Below are 25,254 nucleotides of genomic sequence, written 5' to 3'. Positions count from 1 at the left end.
GGGCTCACTCAGATTTTGGCTTCAACGTATGGTGCCATCACATTGGCAACCCGACAGATTCTCGCGTATTCCATCAATTTGCCCGGCAAAAAGGTTTTTCGAGTTCGATAAAGCTCCAAGGCCTCCAGCACCACATCCATGCCAATGCGGTTGCGGAACTTGAAACAGTCCGCCAGAGTTTTTTCCGGGCTATAGACATTCAAGACGATGCCATCCACGTCGACCTGCTCAATGCCTGCGCTGAAGGCCCGTCCGGAGAATCGGTACCCGGCCACAGGGGGATAATTCAGCGACGGCGGGCGGGCATCCCGCTCCACCGCAAGGTGCACCCGATGGGGAATTTGTGTGGTGATGCCGTGCCAATCCAGCGCAGAAATCAGACATAGCACGGCATTGGGGAAACGAGTAACAGCGGCCACCAGGTCTGGGTTTTCTATAGGGGGAAGGCTCGCCAGCCGGTAAAGACCTCGACTGATTGGCTCAATCAAACCCTCATCCCGAAGTTGGTAGAACTGGTACCGACTAAAACCTTGCGCCAGCGCCTCACTCAGACGAAGCTGCCCTCTGTGCTGGCGGAACAGGATTTGAAGCTGTGCCCGGGATGGTGGGGCGGAGCCGGATTCAGACAAACTGTCACCACTTATAAGTATCTGGTGACAGCTTGTCTGATTTCCATTAAGGATTCAAGTGACGGAATGGCAAGTGAGGCCATAGCAAAGTCAGCGAAGCCACGGTACCCTTGAACCAGTTTATGCTTTCCGATGACCAGGCACGCCTCACATTCATGACCGCTTCGAAAGCCCAGGCCCATCTGCTCGGCCAACTCATGTGCGACACCACCCGCGATATCCTCTGGCACCCCGCTGCCAGCTGGATCAGGGAGCGTCTGCCCGGAAGCGAACTGGTGTGTCGCGTCGGTTCTGGTCAGGCCACCTACCACCGGTTTGACCGGCAACGGAAACTGCACCTGATCACCTATGGGGTTCGCATGATCGAGGCGAAACACCGCCCTGACACGGCGAACGGTTGGCTGTCGAGCCGGGAAATCCAGAAACGGGGGTACTTTGGCGGTGAACTGAGTGCCCTGAACCTGCTTGCCCACACCTGCTGCCACGAATTTGCCCATCTGCTGCAACAAAGCGCCGGGCAACGGTTTCGTGGCTCGGTCCACAACCGGCATTTTTACGCCATCCTGGATGAGCTGCACGAGAGCGGAGGCGCCGACAAGACCCGGCGGGCGCTGGCCGAACGTTCACATGATCGGGGCATTCCCCTGTCGGATGCCGCGTTCGTTCTGCCAGATCCGGGCCATCAACGGGGATGCTGGCAGGTTGGCGAGGCGGTCGCTTTCGGGAAAGGGCCGCGGGAAGTTCAGGGCCAGATCATCCGCATCAATCGCAAAACCTGCACCGTCGATGGCACAGGCAGAGCCCGGGGCGTTCGCTATCGGGTGCCGCTACAGATGCTACGCAAAGCCGGATAACGAAGTGGTGCCGACGCCCCGACACACTGTGCCAATATCGCCTCGGTACAGTGCAGCGGCTCCGAATAAGTGCATGATCTGTCCCGATATCATTCGGTCTACTCGACACTTCGATCTGACAACGGCCCTCAGTTTCCCAATGTTTGGCGCTCTCACCGCTTTTTTCAGCGCCCTCGCCACGATTGGCATGAACATCGCTTAGTAACAGATCAAGGACGAATGTCCCGGCCACGGATCAGGCCGGACCATCAGATCATTGTTGTTGGCATTGATGCCGGATCATTGAACCTCTTCGGGGGAGATGGTCCGGCTTTTTTATGCACATGCTGAAGGGACGTTACCGGCTTAGTCAGAAAGTTTCCAAGGTCAATTAACCCGACATGGAACTGCGCTAACATTCAGGGAGAGTTCAGGCACAAGGATTGACCGTGAAGCCCCTCAGCCCCACTGACCAACTCTTCCTCTGGCTGGAAAAACGCCAGCAGCCCATGCACGTCGGTGGTCTGCAGCTGTTTTCATTTCCCGAAGGGGCGCCGGATGACTATGTGGCCCGGCTTGCCGCGCAGCTGCGTGAACACTCCGTGGTCACGCCTCCGTTCAACCAGCACCTGGACTACCGTCTGGGCCAGCCGGTGTGGGTTGAAGACGAGCACCTGGACCTGGAACATCATTTCCGCTTCGAGGCGCTGCCCACGCCGGGACGCATCCGCGAACTGTTGTCACTGGTCTCGGCGGAACACTCGCACCTGATGGACCGGGAACGGCCGCTGTGGGAAGTGCATCTGATCGAGGGGCTGAAAGACCGGCAGTTCGCGCTCTATACCAAGGTGCATCACTCCCTGGTGGACGGGATCTCCGCCATGCGCATGGCGACCAAGATGCTGTCCCCGGATCCGGCCCAACGCGATCTTCCCCCGATATGGGCGCTTCCCCCCAGGGCCTCCGGCGAAACGGGCGAGGGCGGCGGTACCCTGGTCCGGAGTATCCGTCATCTGCTGGGCGAATCCGGCCGCCAGCTGGGCACCGTGCCTACGGTTGCCCGGGAATTACTCAAGACCGTCAACGAAGCGAGAAAAGACCCGGCCTACGGGTCGATTTTTCACGCCCCTAGAAGCATGCTGAACCAGAAGATCACCGGTTCCCGGCGATTCGCAGCCCAGTCCTGGAGTCTCGATCGTATCAAGGCGGTCTGCCACGCCTATGGCACCACCGTGAACGATGTCGTCACGGCCATGTGCGCCAGTGCGTTGAGAACCTACCTGATGAACCAGGATGCCCTGCCGGACAAACCACTGATCGCCATGGTTCCGGTGTCGCTGCGGAAGGATGACAGCGCCGGCGGCAACCATGTGGGTGTCATTCTCGCGAACCTGCACACCGACGAAAACGATCCCGAAAAACGGCTGATCCGGATCCATGAAGGGATGCAGGCCGCCAAGGATCGCTATGCACACATGTCGCCGGAGGAAATCCTCAACTATACGGCGCTGACCCTTGCGCCTGCCGCCTTCCACCTGCTCACCGGCATGGCGCCGGCATGGCAAACCTTCAACGTGGTCATCTCCAACGTCCCGGGGCCGGACGGAACCCGCTACTGGAACGGGGCCAGGCTGGAAGGCATGTACCCGGTCTCCATCGCCATGGACAGACTCGCGCTGAACATGACCCTCACCAGCTACAACGACCAGGTGGAATTCGGCCTGATCGGCTGCCGCCGTACCCTGCCCAGCCTACAACGCATGCTGGAGTACCTGGACGACAGCCTGAACGAACTGGAAATCGCTGCCGGGCTCTGATCAGCCCAGGCGGTGTTCCTGGTTGCGGATGGAGATCTGGTCGTTCAGCGTCCAGAAGTCATAGAGAATCCCGATCAGGAACAGACCGCCGGTCAGCAGGTAGATGATGCCGGTGACCCATTTCCCCATGTACATGCGGTGGATTCCAAAGACCCCCAGGAAGGTGAGCAGCAGCCAGGCGATGTTGTAGTCGATGTCGCCAGCCTGGAACCTCAGGTCCGCTTCTTCATCCATGGCGGGAATCAGGAACAGGTCAATGATCCAACCGATAAAGAACAGCCCCAGGGTGAAGAACCAGATGGTCCCGGTCACGGGTTTACCGTAGTAGAAACGGTGGGATCCCAGGAATCCGAAGATCCAGAGCAGATAGCCGAAGAGTTTGCTGTGTGTATCCGTTCTTTCCATCATCGTCTGGTTCGTCCTTTTGCTGTGGTGCATGCGCCAGATTCTGGCCCCAGCCTTCCTGAATTGGTGGCTGGCCGGAGGGGACATACTCTTTTCCTTGGGAAAAATAACTCGCTGCGCTCAGACATTTTTTTCCTGGCGGAAAAGAGTATGTCCCCTCCGTCCGTCAGATTATTGAGGGATAGTCTCGGGGGGCAAGTTAAAATCGGTATATCCACCCGCGGACGGCCTTCTCGGTGGTCGACAGGGCGTGGGGCTGGGGGTGTTTTCTGCCGGGAACAAAGATGTCTGAGCGCAGCGAGTTCTTTGTCCCAGAAGAAAACACCCCCAGCCCCGCGTCCATGCTCCCAACCAGGAGGAAACCGACTATCAGGGCCCAACGTCGGGCGCCGGATCCGGCCCACCTTCCCGGAACTCGCTCGCCGACTTCCCGGTCCATTTGCGGAACGCCCGGCTGAAATTGGACAGATCGGCATAGCCCAGTTCGTAGGCGATTTCGCTGACCGACTGGTTGGTGTACCGGAGCAACTGGATGGCCCGGTCCTTCAGGACCGACTCGACGATCTCGCGATAGCTGGTATCCCGGTCCGCCAGCCGTCGTTTCAGGGTGCGGGAGGACACGCAGAACCGGTCGGCCATCGCCTCCAGTGAGGGAAGCGGGCCGGGCATCATCCGGAGCATGTTCCGGACCGCCATGGCGATGTCTCCCTGTTCCTTCAAGGCCTTCTGGAGCTCGAATTCGCATTGTTCGCGGGCCATTTCAGACGCATCCGCATCCGCCAGTCGCATCCGTACGTCGAGCAAACCGGTGGGAAAGATCATCATCTCTTCCGGTTGGCCATACTCGAACACGACCGGGAGCTGGCTCGCATACCGGCGATAATAGGCGGGCTCGCTGTTGGTCAGATGAACCCGGACCCCCGGCAGCTTGCCGTCCTCCAGGGAGAATCCTTTTCGGGCCGCGTCTTCCCGATCGAGTAACTGCTCGGTGAGCAGGATCAGGGTGGCACTCACGGTTTCGGCAAGAAACGCATACAGCTCGGGCACATCGAATTCGGTACAGAGTTGTACCAGCACCTGATCCCCCGCCACGGACTGTTTCATGGTCAGGAACGGGGCCCGCAACTGGAGATATCGGCGAACGGAATCCAGGGCTCCCTCGAAGGTCGGGCTGGTGAGGGCGGCGAATCCGAGCGTGCCGTGAATGGTCAGGCGCAGTTCCCGGGCGAGGGCAAAACTCAGGCCATCCCTGCCAGCGAGGTTCACGGCTCGCTGCGCCATGATGATCGCGTCGGTCACGAATATGCGACTGTCGTTGGCCTTGAGGTCGGCCGGGGTGAAATCCAGGCCTTCGAAGAGCTGGCGATCGTTATGACCCAGTTTCCGGACGGTGTCGGCGAGTACCCGCATGTAGACACCGGGTACCAGGAAAAAGCCCAGCATCTGCCGTTCGTTTTCCGGACTGGTTGTTGCCATCAAAGGCCTCTGATGATTGGTTATTGTGTAAGCTGACTCTATCAGAAGCCTGCCCCCCGTACAGTGGGATCTCCGGCGCCCGTGGTCACGTCATCCGAGTCAATTCCCTCCTCCGCTTGGCCCATCCTGAACGATGGTCGTCCCTTTCTCGCCTTCAATCCGGGCCTTGCCCGGCGGAAACTGTAGGCATGACAACAGCCAAAGCGCCAAGGCGCAGAGGAGCAGAATCATGCTGACAACGACATCCTCCCCGAAACAGGTTCGGGGTTCGCAGACGCCGGACAAGGTCGCCATCAAGCCACAACGCATGGGCTTTGAGTTTGGCTCCCGGGTGCCCCGGTACTGGCTGGACAACAGCTACTTCATCAGCCATACGATGAACGCGCTTTCGGTCCTCTTTCCCGAAGGTGAGCAGTTCTTCGTGGACGCGGTCCGTGCGTTCCGGGACGGCATCGAAGACCCCAAGCTCAAAAAGGACGTACGCGGGTTTATTGGTCAGGAGGCCATGCATTCGCTGGAGCACGACGCCATGAACGAGCATGTTCGGGAGCAGGGCATGCCGGTGGAAGCGATGGAGCGGGACCTGAAGGTCATCCTGGATGTGGCCAGGAAACTGCCGAAGCGCCACCAGCTGGCGATCACCTGTGCCCTGGAGCACATCACGGCGATGATGGCAGACATGCTGCTCGAGCGTGACGATGTGCGCGAGGACATGCACGAATCCATGCGTCCGCTCTGGGTCTGGCACGCGATTGAAGAGACCGAGCACAAGGCAGTTGCCTACGACGTCTTCCAGCAGGCCGGCGGCACCTACGCCGAGCGGGCCTTCTATCAGGTGTTCAGCACCGTGGCACTGGGCATTGTCGGCTCGTGGTTTACCGGCCGCATGATGCTCAACGACCGCAAGAATTTCTCACTGAAAGACAGTGCCAGGGGCATGTGGCGCATGTGGGGCCGGAACGGTACCTTCTCCAGCCTGATTCCGACCTGGCTGGAATACTTCAAGCCCGGATATCACCCCTGGGACAAGGACAACAGCGACCTGATCGCACGCTTCAAGGCCGAGATCGAGGAGCACATCGCACCGCAATACCGGAACGGCAATCGCCGTACCCTCCAGTAATCCTCTGTCAGTCAGGTTGGGCGTTTGCCCGACCTGACTGCACCACCTCGCCTTTACGCCAGAGACGCCACTCTCCTGGCGCGTAGATATCCCAGGCTTCATCCGTGGTCAGCGGCTCTGTGACGATCACGCTCACGATGTCATCTGGCGTGGTTTCGGATTCGAAATCCACCGTGACGTCGGCGTCTTTCAGCCTGGCCGGACCAAACGGCGCGCGCCGGGTGATGCTGGCCATTTTGGTGGAGCAGTAGGTAAACAACCACTCGCCATTGCTGAGCAACAGGTTGAACACGCCCTGGCGGGCATAGTCCCGGGAAAGGCTCACCAGCCGTGCGACCAGTTCTTCATCGGGTGTATTGCGGTCGCAGTGTCGCCGCAGGTGGTTGAGAATGTCGCAAAACAGGGCCTCGCTGTCGGTCGAACCCACTGGCTCATAGAAATCGCGACGGCCTCGGAATGAATTCAGCTGGCCATTGTGCGCAAACACCCAGTAGCGGCCCCAGAGTTCACGAATGAAAGGATGGGTGTTAGCCAGACAGATCTCACCAACGTTCGCCTGCCGGATATGGCAGATGGCTACCTCGCTCTTGATCGGATGAGTCTGGACCACCTCGGCAATGCGGGAATGGGCGCTGGCGTCAGCGTCGTGGAAGGCACGAACCCCTCTGCCTTCATAGAACGCAACGCCCCAGCCGTCCTTATGCGGTCCGGTAGCGCCACCCCGGCGGGTGAGACCGGTAAAACTGAAGCAGAGGTCAGTGGGGGTATTGGCACTCATGGCCAGTAATTCACACATAATCCCAAGCATTCCGGGCGATGGACAATGGACTTGCCCCTCAGGATACGCGAATCAGCCGGCACTGCCAGCGAGAAGATCCCCCTGGGACGATGGCACACCGGCACCGGCCACCCGGTTACGACCGGCCCGCTTGCCGCTGTAGAGACACCGGTCGGCCACGCAGAACAGGGTTTCCGCCTCCTGGCCATGATCGGGCCACTGAGCAATCCCGAAGGACGCCGTTACCCGGATGGTCGCCTCACCATACGCCAGTTGCTGGCTGGCAATGCGCTCACGCAGTTCGTCCATGAGTTCGAAGGCGTCCGCCGGCTTTACGTCACGAAGGATCAACCCGAATTCCTCGCCACCGAGACGGCCCACAAAATCCGTGCTCCGAAGCCGCTCGCCCAGACACCGGCTGATATGACGCAGCACATGATCGCCCGCGTCATGCCCAAGGGTATCGTTGACCACCTTGAAATGATCGATATCCATGACCACCAGGGCAAATCCGGTTCGGCTGCGGTTGCATTCCGCAATGGTCCGGTTGAGCGTGGACTGGAAATTCGCCCGGTTGGCCAGTCCCGTCAGAGCGTCGGTCTGGGCCATATTCACCAGACGCTGCTCGGCTTCTTCCCGCCGGATCTCATACATGTGCACAAACACCAGCATCAGGCCACCGCACAGCACCATGTTCAGCAGGTCAATCATGGCGTGGGGGCTCCCGAGCCGGCCAAGCTGGACCAGATAGATCACCGCACCGACCAGCATGAAGGGCAGGCTCAGGATCAGTCCCTCTTTCTTGCCCAGCAGCAGGTAGGCCATCACCGGCATCATCAGGACCCACGCAAACGCCGACACGGACGATTCCGGGAACAGCATGATCACGACGAAGAAGCTGAACAGGGTAACCAGGTAGGCGTAGATCCATTGCTGGAGTCGGGTCGTCGTTTTGAGGCATAGCATGCCAAAGAACAACGCGACGCTGGCGCTCCACTCGATCGCGGAGATCCACCAGAACCCGTTCAGGAGTTGCAGGCAGCCGAACACCACCAGTGCCGAACCGGTGACGAGAAACAACAGCCGCATCAGCGAGCGGCGATGACCATCGCGGAGACCCGAGCGGCTCTGCTCCAGAGTCGCCCCCAGGTCGGGGATGTGTGGTGAATTCATGCTGACTCTTTCCCTAGACGAACAGCAAGTATAGACCGGAAAAACTGCCTGTAAAATGTACAACAGGCGGGCGACGCAGGCCAGCCTGTTGTTGCTATCGGGCCCCGATTACACGTACAGGTTACGGCGTGAGAAGCGCTCCACGAGTGGCTGGTAGGCCGATCCCAACAGGCGGTTGATCGCATCGATGCCCCAGGCGTCCGGCCCGACCAGGATGCGTGATTCGTTTTTCAGGATGCCTTTGACGATGATTTCCGCGGCCTTGTCCGGCGTGGTCATGGCAATCTTGTCGAACCCCTTGCGCTGAGCCTCGGCGTTCTCCGACTTGCCCATGCGGGCGGCGTTGGCGATGTTGGTCCGGATACCGCCGGGATGGACACAGCTCACCGACACCGGCTGATTTTCAAGCTTCATCTCCTGGCGGAGGGATTCTGTGAAGCCCCGAACCGCGAATTTGGCCGCATTGTATGCACTCTGCTTGGGCACGCCGATCAGCCCGAAGACGCTGGAAATATTCACCACATGGCCATCGCCGGAGTTAATCAGGTGCGGGAGGAAGGCACGGGTGCCGTGGGCCACGCCCCAGAAATCGATGTCCATGATCCACTTGAAGTCGTCATCGGTCATCTCCCGGACGGACGCCGAAAGCGCCACCCCGGCATTATTGATGACCAGATTGACGTGGCCGAAGTCCTCAACCACCTGAGCGGCGTGAGCGTAGATGGCGTCACGGTCCGACACGTCCAGGGCATAGCTGCGGGCGTCGGCACCCTTCAGGCTGGCCAGGGTTTCTGCCAGCCCCGATTCGTTAACGTCGGAGATGGCCAGGCGGCATCCGCGCCCGGCGAGGTTTTGGGCCAATGCCCGACCGATGCCGGAACCGGCACCCGTGACAACGGCAACTTTGTCTTTCAGATCCTTCATGGCGAGAGCCTCTTGTAGTGATTGTTCCAGTAAAGCAAAACTGCTGGGAAAAACCACTTTAGGAGGGTCCCGGGCGGGCGCCTATGGCACAACACACTGAACGGCACAGGCTGTGAAGTCAGTCGCCCTGTCCAAGCAGATTGTCCAGCGGCTGGTCGTAGCTGGGAGCGAACACCTCGAGAAAGTACCGAACCTCCGGCAGATCATCATGTTCCAGGCGCTCCCGGATCTGCTCTGCCGCCGGCCCGAATTCGGGGTTGCCGGCGGCAAGCTCGGCCCGGCACTTGAGCCACGCCGATAGCCGGTCTGCTGCCTTGATCAGTTCCTGTTCCTGCTCCGTGAGCCGGGACTCACACAGATAAGGCGCAAACGATGACCTCAGTTCCCCGGGCAGAAGTGCCAGCAGCTCTTCCTCCGCCTTGTGCTCGATGTCACCAAAGGCACTGCGCATCACCCGGGAGTGGTACTTTACCGGCGTTGGCATATCGCCGGTAATCACTTCAGTGGCATCGTGGTAGAGTGCGGCCGCAGCGATACGGTCGGCATTGACTGCGCCGCCGAATTGCTCATTCCGGAGGATGGCCAGTGCATGGGCCAGGGTCGCCACTTCCCAGGAATGGGTGGCCACGTTTTCTTCAATGGCATTACGCATTAATCCCCAACGCCGGATCCAGCGTAACCGGGAAACATAAGCAAAAAAATGGCTCGTCACACGGCCCATTACGGATATATCCTTTTAACCTGTTTTTAATAAAAATGAACCTTGATTCAGAATCAGCTTTGGTGGTTTTATGCGTATTCCCAAGCTACACATGAACCGGAAGCTCGCGTGACCAGTATTCGATCCATCCTGTCCCAGAGTCTGCTCCTCCTGACTCTTGCCATTCCAGCTCACGCAACGACCACCATCAACGTCGGCGTCTATAACTTTCCTCCCATTGCCCAGGTGAACGCAAACAATCAGGCCACCGGTTTGCTGGGGGATCTGCTGGATGAACTCGAAGCGACCCATCCCGACATCCGGTTTCACGTGGTTTACACGTCTCCCAAGCGCCGATATCTGGATTACGACGACGGCCTGTTTGACGTCATGTTCTTCGAGAGTCCCGAATGGGAGTGGGAGGACAAAGGCGCCCTGATCTCACCGCCCATTCTGATGGATGAAGAACTGTACGTCGCCCTCAAAAAGCCGGGGAGGGATCTCAGCTTTTTCGATGACATTGCCGAACGAAACATCGTCGCCATGGCGGGGTATCATTACGGCTTCGCCGGGTTCGAGACTGACAACCGGAAGCTTGAGGAAAAGTTTCACATTGAATTTTCCGACAGCCACCGCCGCAACCTCGAGCTGATCAAAGCCGATCGCCCCTCGGTGGCAGAGGTGGCCATCATCAGCTACTCCTACCTGCAGCGTGATCTGGCGCAGAATCCGGAAGACTGGAACCGGTTGCTGATTTCAGACCGCCCGGATCAGGTCTACAAACTCAGCGTGGTTGCCCGACCGGACGGCCCGGTAACGGCGGACGACATGATGAGCCTGCTTGCGCCCCTGGTGGCCAACGGCCGCTACCGGTTACTGGTGGAGCAGTGGGGACTCCGGCTGCCGCCGGGTTTCCTCGGCCACTTCCCCGACGTTCCATTGAACGATTAGCGAACATCCAGCCGGAACGGAACCACCACTGCTCCGGAACCATTCACCCCCGCATCCTTGGCCGGATCCAGCAGGAATAACTGATCCTCGGGTACGTCCTGGGTATCAGCCAGGACCTTCCGTACCGCCAGTCCGCGATCCCGTGCAAGGTTGTTCAGTGCTTCCGGAGGCAGTGAACGCTCACCGTTGAGGTAAGCCTCCCGGGCCTGGCTCCATTGTTCCTCCGTGATGCTCTTCTGCCCGCCATTGGTCAGTTTGTCCCGCAGCAACGCGAGACCATCGGCTTCCGGCGCAACGCTGCCCCGGATGTTCAGCAGCAGATCCGGACGCTGCTTCAGGGCATCTCCCAACGCAGCCAGCTTCTTCGACTCACCCTCGGCCAGTTCAATGCTGCCGGGCCGGAAACCAACCTGCCCCAATTCTTCCCCGCTGAAGCCAGCCATGTCAGCGATCGAACCCAGCATACTGAAGGGGGAGGCGGCGGCCTTGACCAACAGGTTTACGAAAGCCCGCATTACTACCTGGCCAACACTGAAGTCCGGATTCGACAGGTCGCCACTGATCGGAAGATCCACCTCGATGATACCCTTCCGATCCCGCAACAGGGCCAGACCCAGCTTCACCGGCGCCTTCACCGCCTGGTCGCTGGCAACCGTGCGGCCCAGCGCCAGGCGGTCCATGGTCACTTTGTTGGATGCGTCGATCCGGGGCCCGGCAATGTTGTAATCCAGGTTCAGATTGAGCTTGCCGCTGTCCACGGCATACCCCAGGTAACGTCCGAAGTACGGCGACAAGGCCGGGAGTGACAGATTATCCGCCTTGAGAGTCACTTCGGTGGTGTCGTCGGTACCGAGCGTCCCCAGCGTTCCGTCGAAATCGACCTGACCGACCTGGCCGATCCGCCCCTTGAGCGCCACCTTGCCCTGCTGCGGCGGAATGTTGCTGATGCCGGTGACGGACCCGTTCAGTTCATCCAGAGAGGTGGTGAAGGCCGGATCCAGCGTGCGGTCTGTGTACGCGACAGACCCATTGTCGACCTGAATCTCCCCGATCCGGAAAATCAGCCCCGGCGCGGAATCGCCCGTTTCGGAGGATGACTGGGCGTTGTCGGCAGCGGGGCTCGGCGCCGTCACCGGAATCCGCTCGACGTTATGAACGGCGTCGGTACCACGAACCACATTCGCGACCGGCTGGACCAGCGTCACCGTTCCGATTTCCAGACGCGCCGGACTGACGTTGTACTCAATGGGAGCCAGGCGCAGTGATTGCCAGGATAACAAGCGATCCTGGCTGTCAGGCAGGCTGACACTCAGATTGCTTACATCTGCCGTACCGCTGAAGGTGCCGGTCAGTGGTTGCTGCTGGGCATCAAGATCGAGGTTCCCGTCCAGCGACAGATCCCCACTGGCAATCGCCAGGTTTGCCCCCTGGCGGACATAGGGTTCGAAGGCGCTGAGGCTGACGTCGGAGCCGGACACCGCCGCCTCAAGGGTGAAGGGCGCCGGTGTCACCTGGCCGTCCAGCGAAAGGTTTCCACCGCTCGCCAGGCTCGCCTTCAGTGAATAGCGAACGGGCTCCTCCAGATTGTCGGTCAGCGGGCTGGTCGAGAGTGTAATCCCCTCGAGTGCCAGGTCCACCCCTTCTGGTGGGACCTCATCGCGCCAGCGAATACTCGAACCCGACACATCGATCCCCGCAATGGACCACCGGAACGGGCGTTCGCCACCAGAGGAAGAAGCGTCCCCGGTCGATGTCTGTCCGGCGTCTTCATTCTGGCCCAGGGGCGCCAGCCAGTTGATCTGCCCGTCGGCGTCACGACGGACACCCAGATCCAGACCTGTGACCGTCACCTTGCCCACCTTCGCCTCACGGGCATCCAGGTTGAAACCGATCTGATCCACGCCGATTTGACCCGTCAGCAACTGAGGCTCGTCCGCCGATGCATCCAGCGCCACCGCCAGATCTTTCAGGGACAGTTCGCCATTGGAGGTGGCGAGGTGGACGCTGTCATCGACACTGAGCTGATAATCGGAACTGACGGTAACACTGCCACCCCGAAGGTCATACGGCAGGTAGGGCGCCAGAAAATGGGACAGGGTCTGGTAACTCACATCGGCAATACGAAGCCGGCCACTGGAGGCGACCGGCGTGACCGTCAGATCGCCCTGCCACTCGATGGTCTGGCTACCCAGGGCCGCCAGCAGATAGTAGTTACTGTCACCGTCTTCCTGCGGCCAGGTGGCCAGATCATTCAGCGCAAGACTCAGCGGGCGTACCTCAAATTCCGCCGGTTTCTCGCCGGACAGGTCCCGGAACAGCATTTCGCCGCCGTTAATCGCCAGCTTCTCGAAGAAAAGGCGGGGCGGTCCGCCGGAAGAATCGGCCGGTTGCGCCGGCTCGTCCGGCGCCGGATGGGCCTGTTGCCAGTCCCGGGCGACATTGACGTTGTTGCCCTTCAACAGGTCCAGCCGGAAGTAGGGCTCGTCCAGTCGTATTTCCTGGAACCCGACAATGCCTTTGAAAAACTGGAAGAAGCCCAGATTGACGAATAGATCGTCAAAGCCGAGTACTTTTTTATCATCGCCATCCACCGCCGACAGATTGCGGATCTCGAGCGTTAACGCGAACGGATTGCTGCGAATATCCTCGACCGTCGCCTGCCAACCCATTTGCTGCTCGAACTGCTCGGGAAGGGTGCGTTTCAACCACCAGGGCAATAACAGAAAGCCTGCCGCCGCATACAGCGCTACGAGAACAAGCACGGCAATGACGAGGTTTCTTGGAAGATGACTGCGCTGACGGCTCCGGACCACGTATCGTCTCCTGGTGATGGGGCGAAAAACCGGGGCCGGCATGGCCCTCTGCCTGACACAAGGATAGTCGGCCCGGTGCCGTTTTGTCAGCTAACGGCCTTGTTTCCCGGCAGCACCATCTCCGGATCGGCCTTCACGTTCTCGAACCGACCGATTTCCGAAAGGTCCCGGGGCACCATGGCAGCACGGATCAGCTTACGACTCGAATTCCCGGTGACAGGGAAGACCGACTGCCCCGCCCGCCAGAGTAACGGCACGGCTGAGGTACCAATGCGTTGGTCCAGCTCACGCAGTTGTCGAAACAGGAACTGATGCCCGGATTCCTGATAATCCGGAACCAACAGGAAAAACCCACTGTTGGAATATCGTGCCAGGTAGACGGTCTCGGGTAGAAGGTCCCTGATCGCACCAGCGACCTCCCGAATCACGTCGTCCAGCGATTTCGGCCCGAGCCGGTTAGCCAGGGCACGGAAGTTGGCCACATCAAGATGGACCAGGGCAAACGGATGGCGCCGGGCATCCTCGCTGGCCAGGGCGTCAAGGAGCCGCTGCTCCAGACCGGATCGATTGGGAAGCCCCGTCACCGGGTCGACAAACGCCTTGCGGGCAACACGCTCGTTCTCCTGCTGCTGTTTCAGGATTCGCTCGCGACGTTCCTGCAGGTCGTAGACCGCAACAAACAGCGCCACGGCCAGAAGGGCAACGCAGAAGACTGCCAGCGGGATGCCCATCCAGTCGCCCCGAAGGCCGTTATCCGGAGACGGCACGGCATCCCCCGGAAATGTCATCGCGAGCATGCCGGTGTAATGCATACCGCAGATGGCCACGGCCATGGTCAGCGCCGCGCCTAACCGTATCAGGGGTGAGGGCGCGCCTTCCATCCGGGCCAGTATCCGGCATAGCGCCAGAGCGCCTCCCGAGGCGATGACCGCAATGGCCACAGAAACACCCAACCATAACGCGTTGAATTCGGGCGGGACGGACATCCTCATGGCGTACATGCCCAGGTAATGCATCACCACAATCCCCCCTGCCATCGCCAGTGTGGCCATGACAAACAGCGACCGATTGACCGAAGGACGACTGATAATCTGCAAGGCCAGACAGGACGCGAGAACCGCAGCCAGCCATGAGACGGCGGTCATGGTGCCGTCAAAGGACATTTCGACGCCCATATCCATGGCGCGCATGCCAACGAAATGCATGGTCCAGATGCCCGACCCCATGGCCAGGCCACCGAGAACGAGCCACCGCCATCGCTCACCTCCCTTCGAACGTCCCAGACGAAGACCGAAGTACACCGCGGTATAGGCTGCCAGCACTGCCACAACAAACGACGCGACAACCAGCGACACATCGTAATCACCCATGATGATTTCCCTTTTCTGTATTCAGGAATGGCGCCCCTGCCGGATTGTTCAAAAAACAGGCGCGTTCGGATATGCCCGAAGGAGATACGGGGAAACCGTGATGCGGTTCTCAGAAAAATGTTGCGATATGTAAGTGTTCACCCGAAGCAATGTGGTCCCTGCACGACAAACAGAGAACTGACAGCAACGATTGAACTCGCTATCCTCGACCTGCGTATGATCAGGCACACCGTCTGTACGAGGAGAAGTGGATGGATATCGGCGATATGCGTCGTGATTTTGAAAGCGAAGGGCTGGACCGTGAGGACCTGGACGACAATCCCGTTCGCCAGTTCCAGACCTGGTTCGAAGACGCCCGCGAGGCGGGCATCCTGGAACCGAACGCCATGTCCCTGGCCACCACCGGGCAGGACGGCATGCCGGATCTGCGCACGGTGCTTCTCAAGTACTTCGATGAGCACGGCTTCGTTTTCTACACCAATTACGGCAGCAGAAAGGCCCGGGAAATCGACGAGAATCCGCGCGCCGCGCTGCTGTTCCCGTGGATCGGGCTCAATCGCCAGGTCCGCATCCAGGGCAGGGTCGAAAAGGTCAGCAAGACCGAGTCACTGCGGTATTTTGCGTCCCGCCCCCGTGGCAGCCAGTTGGGTGCCTGGGTCTCCGAACAGAGCAAAGCCATCACATCCCGGGGACTGCTCGAACAGAAAGTGGCCGAGATCAAGCGGAAATTTGCCGACGGTGATGTGCCATTACCGAGTTTCTGGGGCGGCTACCGGATCGTGCCCGAGCGGATCGAGTTCTGGCAGGGACGTCCGAGCCGGCTCCACGACCGTTTTGAGTACACCCGAAGCGGCGACAGCTGGCAGATCGAACGGCTGCAACCCTGACCCATGCCTTCCATCTGGCTTTGCCACCAAACGGGCAGTGCGCCCGACACCCCGCCTGCCTGGCTGACCGAGCCCGAGACTGACGCGCTGTCGCGTCTGACCGGGCCCCGCCGGCGTGAATACCTGACCAGTCGCTGGCTGATCCGGCAAGCTCTCGCGGGTGCGTCCGGCGAATCTTCCAGGAACTGTCGGCCAATCAGCGGCCGTCCCACCGCCTCCGAAACACCGCCGGGCTGGCACCTGACACTGAGCCACAGTCATGGGCTGTCAGCCTGCGCCGTTGGCCCCCTGGCCGGCATTGGAATCGACATCGAGCCTCGTCGTCGCCATCCCCGCTGGGAAAAGGTCGTCCAACGCTGGTTCTCTCCCGTCGAACAGGCCTGGTTGCTGACAACCGGCACCCCGGCGGACTTCCTCGCGGCCTGGACACTCAAGGAAGCCTGGCTGAAGGCGACCGGGCGGGGTATCGCCAACAATCTCCAGACACTGGAAATACGGCCCGGATTTGAACTCTATGGAGATCAGCCCGACACTGACTGGCGCGTGTGCAGTTACGATTGCGAGGGCTTTCTGGTCACACTCGTCTATCGGAAGCCGGCAACAGAAGGCCCCCAGGCGTTACCGGGCATCCAGCTCCTGTCCCCGCCGCCGGACAACTTCGATCTGGACGAACCCGAGCGACTTCCGGCCGTCTGGGAGCCTGTCATCCAGCGCAACATCCACCCGAAGGAATGAGCCGTCCCATGAGCGAATCCCAGCGTTGTCCCTGGTGTGGTGATGATCCACTCTACGTTCACTACCACGACACGGTCTGGGGGCGACCGGAATACGACAGCCAGGCGTTGTTCGAGAAGCTCTGCCTGGATGGCCAGCAGGCCGGGCTGAGCTGGATCACGATTCTGCGCAAGCAAGACGCTTACCGGGAGGCCTATGATCACTTCGACCCCGAGCGGATCGTGCGTTATGACGACCGCAAGGTCGAGGCCCTGCTTTCCAATCCCGGAATTATCCGAAACCGCCTGAAGGTCCAGTCCATCATTCGCAACGCCCGGGGTTACCTGGCGCTCCGGGATCAGGGAACCGAGTTCGCCGATTTCCTGTGGTCGTTCGTCGATCACCAGCCCATCCAGAACCGATGGCGAACGCTTGATGAGGTGCCAACCACAACACCGGAATCGGTGGCCATGTCCAAAGCCCTGAAAAAGGCAGGCTTCAACTTTGTCGGCCCTACAATCGTTTATGCCTTCATGCAGGCCACCGGTATGGTCAACGATCACCTCGTCAGCTGCCCCCAACATCCGGTGTGTTACGAGCTGGCAAAATGATCCTCTGGTGATTCAGGGTCGTAATTAGGGGTGAGTCAACTACTCCGGAGCCTGATTGTGAGAATCACCCTCGACGAACTCAGAAACACGCGGGATCTGGTCATCGACCTCCTGGAAATCATTTCTCTGGAAGGCCAGCGCTATATGGCACGGCTGGTGATTGATGATCAGACGTTGCTGCTCTCCGACCCGGACCACAAGACACGACTGTTCCGGAGCGCCTGGGAAATTCAGGATACGCTGGGCTCCTTCCAGGTGCGAGAAACCGAGGTTGTTCATCCATCGGCCTACCATGAAATGGTCGGGATGGCGTCCGGGCCGATCGAGCCGATGCGGATCAAGGTCCAGAGGCAGCGCCAGTGATTTCGGTTTCGCGACTTGCGGTTCTGGTGGGGATCGCCGGACTCATCCCCTTCCTCCTCGGCGTGGTTGGCCTCTTCCTGATACCGGGAAGCAGCGTCGCCATCATGGGCTACTTCTATCTTTACAGCGCCGGCATCCTGGCCTTTATGGCCGGGGTTTACTGGCCCATTGCGATGCAGCTTGAAAATCGCTGTTACCCCCTCTCACCGCTGGTCACCATGCTGCTCAGCCAGGTCTTTTTCGTGACGGCCGGGATCGGGCTCCTCCTGTCGACCCACGCGCAGATTGTGTTGTACACGATCGCCTACCTGGCCCTGTACGTTGTCGATGCGCGATGGATGCGGATTTACTGGCCGGACTGGTACCGGCGCCTGAGGCTGGTACTGACCACGGTTGTGCTGGCCTGCCAATTGACCGTGGCAGCCTGGTTCCTGTTGTTGCACGGCGCCTGAGGGGATCAGGCGCCGTAAGCGTCATCCAGACGCTCAAACCGACTCTGCAGCTTGCGCAGGGCTCCCTTCTCGATCTGGCGAACCCGCTCCCGACTGATACCCAACTGGTCGGATATGACCTGGAGGGTCTCCGGTGCGGGACGATCCAGTCCGAAGCGGCGTGTGAGGATGTCCTGCTCACGTTCGGTCAACTCGCCCAGCATGCGTCGCAGGGCCCGCTGCCGGTCTCTCTCGGACATCGGATGGTCCGGAGTCATGCTGCCACGCCCCTCGAGGCTGTCTCCAAGGGTCAGGGCACTGTTCTCCACCAGCGGTGTTTCGGTGGAAATCTCTCTCGAAGCCAACGCCCTCAGCTCACCAATTCGTGAGGGAGAAGCTTCCATTTCCCGGGCCAGTTCGGCCTGGGAGGGTTCCCGTCCGAGTTCGCGGTTGAGCCGTAGCGAAACTTTCTGCAACTTGCGGATCTCATCAACCACGTTCTCTGGCGTGTGGACCACCCGGGTGCCTCGCTGAAGGCAGCGTTTCACCTCTTCACTGATCCACCAGTAGGCGTAGGTGGAAAACCGGAAACCCTTGCCCGGATCAAACCGCTCCGCCGCCTTGATCAGGCCAACGTTGGCGTCCTGGATCAGATCCGACATGGGAATGCCGTTCTGCCCGAACCGCCGGGCGATATGTACCGCAAGGCGGAGGTTGCTCTGAATCAGCTTCCGGCGACACGCCATCGCAAGGTGGTAGGCCCGCCGGCAGCGGGTCGAGAAGGCACAGGCATCGCCCAGGCTGCCCACCACCTCACGGAAGGTCTGGGGCGTGGTTTCGGGCAGGGCCAGCTCACGGCTGATGACCCGGAAACAGAGGGTCAGTTTTCGGGAAAGACGACGTTCCTGTTCGTCGGAAAGCAGGTCGTACCGGGACGCATCCCTGAAATACAGCCCGACCAGGGAATCCCTTTCGCCATCGCGGGGCAGAGTCGGAGACGGTCCCATAGTGTCAGTATGCAACATGACGTTGGGTCCGATCTTGGTCTGAGAATGTACAGGGAAATACGAGGCAGGGTGGTCACTGGATCGGCCACGCCCGGCCAAAACACTCACTCAGGGTGAGGCGGCCGGCCGGGCGCCCGATCTGGAGGCAAGACGTCCTCCATTACCCACAGGCGAAGCGACCGGTTCCGCCTGCGGGTAACCTCTTACTCGATTGATGCGGCAACAATCGCGTATTCGTGATTGTGCGGTTCAATCAAGGCGCCGTGCAGGGCAACAATCGCCTGTTCGTAATTGTCTTCGTCGATTACGAACTGGATGTCCACCTGACGCATGCACTGGTGCACGGCCAAGACACTGATTTCACGATCCGCCAGAGACTTCACGGAGCGGGCGAGGATGCCCGGCACTTTCATGTCACTGCCGATGGCCGATACCAGGGCCACCTTGCGGGTGCTGATCTCGGCGTTCGGAAACTCCTGTTCCAGCGCCTTGACCACCCGTTTGACGTGCTTGAGCGTGGTATCCACGTAATGGGTGATCGTATTGGCGTTGGTGTCCTTGGACATGAACCGGACCTTGAAGCGGCTCAGTACGTCCAGGATCTTCCGGTCGGAGCCCGGCTCGCCCTGCATGTCCTGGTCGAACACCTCGATGGCAAACACGCCCTTGGCGCCCGCGACGATCTCCACCTGCGGTGTCTCGCTGATGTAATCGCCGGTGATCAGCGTACCGGTATGCTCCGGCTCGAAGGTGTTCATTACCCGAAGCGGAATCTCGTTCTGGCGGAGACCCTTGCCGGCCCGGGGATGAATCGCTTCCATTCCCAGGTTCGCCAGCTGGTCCGCCACGTCATAGTTGGTCCTGCCCAGCGGCACCACCTTGTCCTCACCGACGATTTTCGGGTCGGCGGAGCTCAGGTGATATTCCTTGTGAATGATGGCTTCGCGGGCATGGGTAATGACCGCCACCCGGCTGAAGGTCATTTCGCTGTAGCCCCGGTCGAAGGTCCGCATCAGGCCTTCCTTGCACTGGGCGTAGCCGGTCACGATCGGCAGCTCGCGGGTCAGGTCGACGTTGTCGAACGCCTGCTTGAGCTTCTCATCCAGGGGCAGAAGCTCCGAATCGCGCCAGCCGGTCAGATCAACAAAGCGGGCGTTGATGCCTTCCTGCTGCAGTTTCAGAGCGGTATTGAAAGCACTGTGCGCTTCACCGATGCCGGCGAGCATTTCACGCACGGTCAGCAGATGTTCTTCAAGCTGGAACTGGCCATAGGAGCACAGCCGTTGCAGATCGATCAGGCACCCGCGCACCCCTTCGATTCGGTCGGTGATGAACTGGTCCGCCTGCTGCTTGAGCATCGGATCTTCGAAAAGCTCGCCGTTGAAATCGGTCAGGAACTGGATCAACTTGGTGAGATCGTCACCCCAGGCCCAGTCCGATTCGGCATCGGCAAACAGGGCATAGACGCCCGGCTCGCCGGTCTTCTTGTGTTCCAGCAGTTCGTCGGTCACGCCGCCATAGGCGGACACCACGAAGATACGCTGGTAGAGGTCGTCCTTGGTACGCTGGCCAACAATGATGTTGTCGCGCACGGCCTCGTAGTTACTCATGGAAGTACCGCCGATTTTCTCGACGGTATGTTGTGCAGTAGTCATAAGTCGGCCTTCGCTATCCTGCGGAATGAATGTCCTGAAAAGCGGGCGTCTTACGACGCCTCGCTCACACCTTCCTGCATGATTTCGTCGACACTTTCGGCCAGCAGGGCAGCACCCTTCTTCAGGTCTTCCTCGCTGGTGGTCAACGGCATCAGGCACTTGATGACTTCGTCATTCGGACCACTGGTCTCGATGATCAGGCCACGCTCGAAGGCACGCTTGGTAATCGGACCGGTCAGGTCCGCGTCCTTCGCCTCGATACCCCGCATCATGCCACGGCCCTTCATTTTGAATTCGGTCGGGTACTTATCGCAAATGGCTTTCAGGGCGTCGCCCAGAACCTTGGATTTCGCCTTCACTTCGTTGGCGAAGGCGTCGTCCTTCCAGTAGGTCTCAACCGCAGCGCGAGCGGTAATGAACGCCATGTTGTTGCCGCGGAAAGTACCGTTGTGCTCGCCCGGATCCCAGACGTCCAGTTCCGGCTTGAACAGCACCAGCGCCATCGGCAGACCGTAGCCACTCAGGGACTTGGACACAGTCACGATGTCCGGCTTGATGCCCGCGAACTCAAAGCTGAAGAACTCGCCGGTACGGCCGTTGCCCGCCTGGATGTCGTCCAGGATCAGCAGGATGTCGTGCTTCTTGCACAGATCCGACAAGCCCTTGAGCCATTCAGCGCGGGCGGCGTTCAGACCACCTTCGCCCTGCACCGCTTCCACGATGACGGCAGCGGGCAGTTCCACACCGGAGGAGCTGTCCGACAGCACCTTGTCCATGATCTTCAGGGTATCGACGTCCTCGCCCAGGTAGCCGTCGTAGAACATGAAGTCGACGTTGCCCAGCGGGGTACCGACACCACCGCGGTGATGCTTGTTACCAGTCGCGGCAACCGCGCCGGTGGTCACACCGTGGAAGCCGTTGGTGAAGGAGATAATGCCGGTACGGCCCTTCACCTTGCGCGCCAGTTTCATGGCCGCTTCCACACAGTTGGTACCGGTGGGGCCGGTGAACTGCATCTTGTAGTCCAGTCCGCGCGGCTCGAGGATGTGCTTCTTGTACGACTCGATGAAGTCGTGCTTGGCGGTGGTGAACAGGTCCAGGCCCTGGCTCACGCCATCGGCCTCGATGTATTCAAGCAACGCCTTCTTGAGAATGTCGTTGTTATGGCCGTAGTTCAGGGAACCGGCACCGGCCAGAAAATCCAGGTACTCCTTGCCGTCTTCGGTGTACAGATGCGCATTCTTGGCGCGGTTGAAAATCACCGGAAAGGCACGGGAATAAACACGTACTTCGGATTCGGTCGACTTGAAAATTTCCATTGTCTTGCCTCTTAGCATGTCAGGTTCGAGGTAAATGCGCGGGAGCCTGCCGGTTGGTAAATATCGGTCGCGACAAGCCCGCCGTGCGTTGGTTTAAGCCTTGATAGCGGGCCCACCTCGGGTGGCCCACCGGCTAGTCCAAATCACAGTCAGTCATTCACGATGTTTGATCGTGAACTCAGGGCTCTCAGACAGGCTTCGTGAAAGGCCCGATGCGCAGCAGGAACTCGGAGTCGTGCTTGCCGCCAAAATGGGTCTCTTTCTCGAAGTGCTCGTGGTAGGTGAGCTCGGCTCCCATATCACGGGCGAATGAACGGAACAGCGCCCATGAGGCCTCGTTGTCGGCGGTGATGGTCGTTTCCATATGGGTCACGTCTTTGCACGCATCCCGGGAAACGATCTCTTTCAGCATCCGCTTGGCGAGACCCTGTCCACGACCTTTCTCGTGAACGGCCACTTGCCAGACAAACACGGTCTCGGGCTGTTGGGGAGGGATGTATCCGGAGATAAAGCCGACCAGATCGCCTTCCTTCTCCGCGGCCACGCCGGTTTCGGCAAAGTGGCTGCACTGCAACAGGTTGCAGTAAATCGAGTTGGGGTCCAGCGGTGGGCATTCCGCCACCAGCTGGTTAAGCCGAAAGCCATCATCCTTCGTCGGTTTGCGGAGGCTGATGGCGGTGGTATTCGAACCTTCTGATGTCATAACGTGATCAATTCGCTTCAAAAGTTAGTGCTGAATTATATAGACCACAAAATATATTTCAAGTCAGCGGGAAACGGGTACTCGGCCGAGCACCCTGCCTCGACTTTTTAAGAATAGACCGGATTGCAGCATTCGCCAGTGACATTCGAATGACAGTCAGGCAAGGAATCGGACATTGGCGGGCTGCAGGGTCGTTCCTTCCAGCAGCCGGTTCCGATAGGAGAGCGCAGCGTCGGAATCGGCTGGCCAGATGGCATCGAACCGCTCCATCCACGCCTCGTGATCAAAGCTGACCGGCTGTAGCGAAAACTGCACGCCGTGAGAGTCTGTCGCGACAAGCGGCTCAACGGCGCCGCCTGAAGCACTGACACGAGCAATCAGGCCACGGCAATCCGAGCTCAGGTTGCCCATGCCCGCCGAGCCGTTATTCACCACCACCCGTTTGCGCCCTTCGACACTGCCGGACCAGAGCTCAGGCAGGCAGGTATGGGTACAGACCATCGCATCGGCACCGGTCGCTGCGAACCAGGATTCAAGCTGCTTTTGATTACCGCCGGCGAACGCCTCATGGGCCAGACCCCAGCCGGCGAGAGACTCCGGGTCGCCGTGCAGCACCAAAATCTTTAGGCCTCCAAATATCAGGCACCGGAATCGGGGCAGACGCCCCAATTTTTCCATCAGGTCCGGCTGACCCCGGGCGATATCCTGTAGCCTGGAAATGATGCGATTGGAACGTTCGACGACACCCTGATCGACAAAATCCGGATAGGCGCAACCACACCCCGCACCCGGGCTGGGATTCGCCAGCTCATACTCGACATTCCCGAGGCAGGCCATATGCCGCAACACCCGGGCGTTGATCTCACGAAAGAGGTCATCACTGGCGTTGAACCAGTTGAAATCGCCGTTGAAAACCAGGCGCACCCGACGCCCGTCGCGCACTTCCTCATCGGCCATCCGTTCAATTTCGTCCAGCGCCTCAATGTTCCCGTAGAGGCCGCCCACGATGTAGAGCACGTCTTCCGTGACCTCTATCGGATCCTCTCCGAGGCGGGATGGTGAATACCGATACGCCAGGGGACAGCTGCGACCTTCCTCCATGGGTTCACACCTCCCCGGCCGCCAGCGAACGACCCGCCAGCCGGCGGAGTACCAGGGGCACGAAGAATCCGGCGCTGCAGATCAGGAAGCCCCAGGCATTCACGCCAAGCAGGAGCGCGTACTTGCCATCACCGATCGCCCAACTCGCCGGGATCATGCCAATGGCCAACAGAACCCCCAGCACCAGCCCGGACCAGAAACTGAGGTGAAAACTCCAGGGCGACCAGCGGGTAAATCCGTAGAACAGGAACACCGGTGCCAACCCCATCACCATGGTCCCGGAAATCGTGGTGGCCTTGAGGATGTCGGTGCCGGCAAACATCGGGATGTTGCCCAGCAGGGCGAACACCACCATAACCACCGCTCCCACGCGCACACTCGGCAGCCGGTCCCTGGCCCTCTGGGCCAGACGGGGCAGATCCACCGCCATAGATTTCGCCAGCGAGGTGAAGGTGGAATCCAGCGTGGAGCCGGCAGAGGTCATCATGACCACACTCATGAAGAACAAAGCCGCCAGACCAAGCGACTGCCCGACCGCGGCCGGCGCATTGCCCATCGGATCCAGACCCTGGAGACGCGCATGCACTCCCACCAGGCTGAAGATGAATACCGCGACAAACCCGAGCAGACCGGCCACCACAAAGCTCTTGAGCATGGTCTTCTCCCGGTTCACAAACCCCCGGTCCGTCAGCACCGGATCGTGGAAGGGATAACTGAACATCTGCAGCAGCGCGACAAGCAGGAGGTCAAACCCGGCATCCAGGCGAAATTCGCCATTGCTGAGCAGGGCACTGGTGTCGTTGGCCGGCACAATCAGGAAAAGCACCGCGCCCACAAAGAACACGAACACCACGGCCTGGATCACGTCGGTGAAAATCGATGACCGCAGACCGCCCTTCAGGCTGTAGGCGAGGGTGAAGACGGTGAACAGCATCGCCGCCGTATAGTATTGCCACTGCCCGGGCAGACCGAAGTAGCCACCGACCACCGCGGTATTGCTCCAGACTTCGTTGTAGAGCCGGATCAGAATCGCCGCCGCAAACGCCAGCGCCGCCAGCCGCCCAAACCGGGAGGTCAGGAACTCCTGAAGACTCCGCGCCCCGGTCTGCGTCCGGATCAGGTAGATGATGTAGCCTGCCACCGGAATCGACAGCCAGTAACTCGCGTAAGCCAGCCCCCCAACCACGCCGTAGGCCGCCCCGAGGTTGGCCGCGTTGGTCACCGACTTGGCAAAGATCCAGCTGATGAAGATACTCGCCGTCAGTGACCACTGACCCACAGGATTGCCCTGATCATCGGCACCTTTATAAAACGAATTCGCGTTCTTGCTCTTCGGCGACAGCGCGTACATCACCACGCCATAAACCAGCAGGAACCCCCAGAACAGGGAGGCTTCAGTAAAGTTCATTGTGCTTTCCAACTCTTTGTTTTTGGATCCGGGACACTGCCCGGGATTACATCATTCGGCGAT

The 25,254-nt window shown here is 59.8% G+C and carries 24 protein-coding genes; 9 read left to right on the top strand and 15 right to left on the bottom strand.

The window, feature by feature from the left end; genetic code table 11:
* Positions 1-8 precede the first annotated feature (8 nt).
* Positions 9-629 (bottom strand): type IV toxin-antitoxin system AbiEi family antitoxin domain-containing protein, encoded by a 621-nt coding sequence (locus MLD04_RS11875; RefSeq protein WP_248158536.1) that lies wholly within the window; start codon positions 627-629, stop codon positions 9-11.
* A gap of 155 nt (positions 630-784) precedes the next feature.
* Between MLD04_RS11875 and MLD04_RS11870 the strand changes: the two genes are divergently transcribed.
* Together MLD04_RS11870 and MLD04_RS11865 are read left to right on the top strand one after the other, a co-directional pair.
* Entirely contained in the window at positions 785-1,483 is a 699-nt protein-coding gene (locus tag MLD04_RS11870) for a hypothetical protein (protein ID WP_248158533.1), read from the top strand.
* Between the two features lie 428 nt (positions 1,484-1,911).
* Positions 1,912-3,279: a WS/DGAT/MGAT family O-acyltransferase gene (locus MLD04_RS11865; RefSeq protein WP_248158524.1), complete on the top strand. Its 1,368-nt coding sequence runs from the start codon at positions 1,912-1,914 to the stop codon at positions 3,277-3,279.
* Here MLD04_RS11865 and MLD04_RS11860 read toward each other — a convergent pair whose 3' ends face one another.
* Positions 3,280-3,684, bottom strand: coding sequence for an NINE protein (locus MLD04_RS11860; RefSeq protein ID WP_248159486.1), 405 nt, complete (start codon positions 3,682-3,684; stop codon positions 3,280-3,282).
* Between the two features lie 369 nt (positions 3,685-4,053).
* Positions 4,054-5,160, bottom strand: a complete 1,107-nt coding sequence (locus tag MLD04_RS11855; RefSeq protein ID WP_248158521.1) for an AraC family transcriptional regulator — start codon at positions 5,158-5,160, stop codon at positions 4,054-4,056.
* 229 nt (positions 5,161-5,389) lie between these two features.
* Between MLD04_RS11855 and MLD04_RS11850 the strand changes: the two genes are divergently transcribed.
* Positions 5,390-6,283 carry a metal-dependent hydrolase gene (locus MLD04_RS11850; RefSeq protein WP_248158518.1) on the top strand — a complete coding sequence of 298 codons (894 nt, stop codon included), beginning with the start codon at positions 5,390-5,392 and terminating at the stop codon, positions 6,281-6,283.
* 7 nt (positions 6,284-6,290) lie between these two features.
* On the opposite strand, the gene MLD04_RS11845 is transcribed toward MLD04_RS11850, so the two are convergent.
* From MLD04_RS11845 to yfbR, 4 genes are all read right to left on the bottom strand, one after another.
* Entirely contained in the window at positions 6,291-7,079 is a 789-nt protein-coding gene (locus MLD04_RS11845) for a class II glutamine amidotransferase (protein ID WP_248158515.1), read from the bottom strand.
* A 54-nt stretch (positions 7,080-7,133) separates the two neighbouring features.
* Positions 7,134-8,234 carry a GGDEF domain-containing protein gene (locus MLD04_RS11840; RefSeq protein WP_248158512.1) on the bottom strand — a complete coding sequence of 367 codons (1,101 nt, stop codon included), beginning with the start codon at positions 8,232-8,234 and terminating at the stop codon, positions 7,134-7,136.
* A gap of 108 nt (positions 8,235-8,342) precedes the next feature.
* Entirely contained in the window at positions 8,343-9,158 is an 816-nt protein-coding gene (locus MLD04_RS11835; RefSeq protein WP_248158509.1) for an SDR family NAD(P)-dependent oxidoreductase, read from the bottom strand.
* Positions 9,159-9,276: 118 nt separating this feature from the next.
* Entirely contained in the window at positions 9,277-9,879 is a 603-nt protein-coding gene (gene yfbR / locus MLD04_RS11830) for a 5'-deoxynucleotidase (protein WP_248158503.1), read from the bottom strand.
* A gap of 108 nt (positions 9,880-9,987) precedes the next feature.
* Between yfbR and MLD04_RS11825 the strand changes: the two genes are divergently transcribed.
* Positions 9,988-10,809, top strand: a complete 822-nt coding sequence (locus MLD04_RS11825) for a transporter substrate-binding domain-containing protein (RefSeq protein ID WP_248158502.1) — start codon at positions 9,988-9,990, stop codon at positions 10,807-10,809.
* On the opposite strand, the gene MLD04_RS11820 is transcribed toward MLD04_RS11825, so the two are convergent.
* Together MLD04_RS11820 and MLD04_RS11815 are read right to left on the bottom strand one after the other, a co-directional pair.
* Entirely contained in the window at positions 10,806-13,622 is a 2,817-nt protein-coding gene (locus MLD04_RS11820; protein ID WP_248158501.1) for a DUF748 domain-containing protein, read from the bottom strand. The genes MLD04_RS11825 and MLD04_RS11820 overlap by 4 nt on opposite strands.
* Before the next feature lie 86 nt (positions 13,623-13,708).
* Entirely contained in the window at positions 13,709-14,992 is a 1,284-nt protein-coding gene (locus MLD04_RS11815) for an MHYT domain-containing protein (RefSeq protein ID WP_248158500.1), read from the bottom strand.
* A 251-nt stretch (positions 14,993-15,243) separates the two neighbouring features.
* Here MLD04_RS11815 and pdxH point away from each other — a divergent pair, with 251 nt between their 5' ends.
* Genes pdxH through MLD04_RS11790 form a run of 5 tightly spaced genes read left to right on the top strand, consistent with a single transcriptional unit; the run spans position 15,244 to position 18,019 of the window.
* Entirely contained in the window at positions 15,244-15,879 is a 636-nt protein-coding gene (gene pdxH / locus MLD04_RS11810; RefSeq protein ID WP_248158491.1) for a pyridoxamine 5'-phosphate oxidase, read from the top strand.
* A gap of 3 nt (positions 15,880-15,882) precedes the next feature.
* Positions 15,883-16,614, top strand: coding sequence for a 4'-phosphopantetheinyl transferase family protein (locus MLD04_RS11805; protein ID WP_248158490.1), 732 nt, complete (start codon positions 15,883-15,885; stop codon positions 16,612-16,614).
* Positions 16,615-16,622: 8 nt separating this feature from the next.
* Positions 16,623-17,204, top strand: a complete 582-nt coding sequence (locus MLD04_RS11800) for a DNA-3-methyladenine glycosylase I (protein ID WP_248158488.1) — start codon at positions 16,623-16,625, stop codon at positions 17,202-17,204.
* Positions 17,205-17,261: 57 nt separating this feature from the next.
* The gene (locus tag MLD04_RS11795) at positions 17,262-17,567 is read left to right on the top strand and encodes a DUF6482 family protein (RefSeq protein WP_248158486.1); all 306 of its coding nucleotides are present in this window, start codon (positions 17,262-17,264) and stop codon (positions 17,565-17,567) included.
* Positions 17,564-18,019, top strand: a complete 456-nt coding sequence (locus MLD04_RS11790) for a DUF3429 domain-containing protein (RefSeq protein ID WP_248158483.1) — start codon at positions 17,564-17,566, stop codon at positions 18,017-18,019. Before MLD04_RS11795 ends, MLD04_RS11790 begins: the two co-directional genes overlap by 4 nt.
* A gap of 5 nt (positions 18,020-18,024) precedes the next feature.
* Here MLD04_RS11790 and MLD04_RS11785 read toward each other — a convergent pair whose 3' ends face one another.
* From MLD04_RS11785 to MLD04_RS11760, 6 genes are all read right to left on the bottom strand, one after another.
* Positions 18,025-19,023: a sigma-70 family RNA polymerase sigma factor gene (locus tag MLD04_RS11785; RefSeq protein WP_248158480.1), complete on the bottom strand. Its 999-nt coding sequence runs from the start codon at positions 19,021-19,023 to the stop codon at positions 18,025-18,027.
* 185 nt (positions 19,024-19,208) lie between these two features.
* Positions 19,209-20,660 carry an aspartate kinase gene (locus MLD04_RS11780; protein ID WP_248158478.1) on the bottom strand — a complete coding sequence of 484 codons (1,452 nt, stop codon included), beginning with the start codon at positions 20,658-20,660 and terminating at the stop codon, positions 19,209-19,211.
* Positions 20,661-20,710: 50 nt separating this feature from the next.
* Entirely contained in the window at positions 20,711-21,979 is a 1,269-nt protein-coding gene (gene ectB, locus MLD04_RS11775; protein WP_248158476.1) for a diaminobutyrate--2-oxoglutarate transaminase, read from the bottom strand.
* A gap of 187 nt (positions 21,980-22,166) precedes the next feature.
* Positions 22,167-22,682 carry a diaminobutyrate acetyltransferase gene (ectA, locus tag MLD04_RS11770; protein ID WP_248158473.1) on the bottom strand — a complete coding sequence of 172 codons (516 nt, stop codon included), beginning with the start codon at positions 22,680-22,682 and terminating at the stop codon, positions 22,167-22,169.
* A gap of 156 nt (positions 22,683-22,838) precedes the next feature.
* Positions 22,839-23,783, bottom strand: coding sequence for a metallophosphoesterase family protein (locus tag MLD04_RS11765; protein ID WP_248158470.1), 945 nt, complete (start codon positions 23,781-23,783; stop codon positions 22,839-22,841).
* A gap of 4 nt (positions 23,784-23,787) precedes the next feature.
* Entirely contained in the window at positions 23,788-25,191 is a 1,404-nt protein-coding gene (locus tag MLD04_RS11760; protein WP_248158468.1) for a sodium:solute symporter family transporter, read from the bottom strand.
* Positions 25,192-25,254: the final 63 nt, after the last annotated feature.

This window comes from Marinobacter koreensis, from assembly GCF_023156285.1.
Lineage (GTDB): Bacteria > Pseudomonadota > Gammaproteobacteria > Pseudomonadales > Oleiphilaceae > Marinobacter > Marinobacter koreensis.
This window is presented reverse-complemented; position numbering and strand designations above follow the sequence as displayed.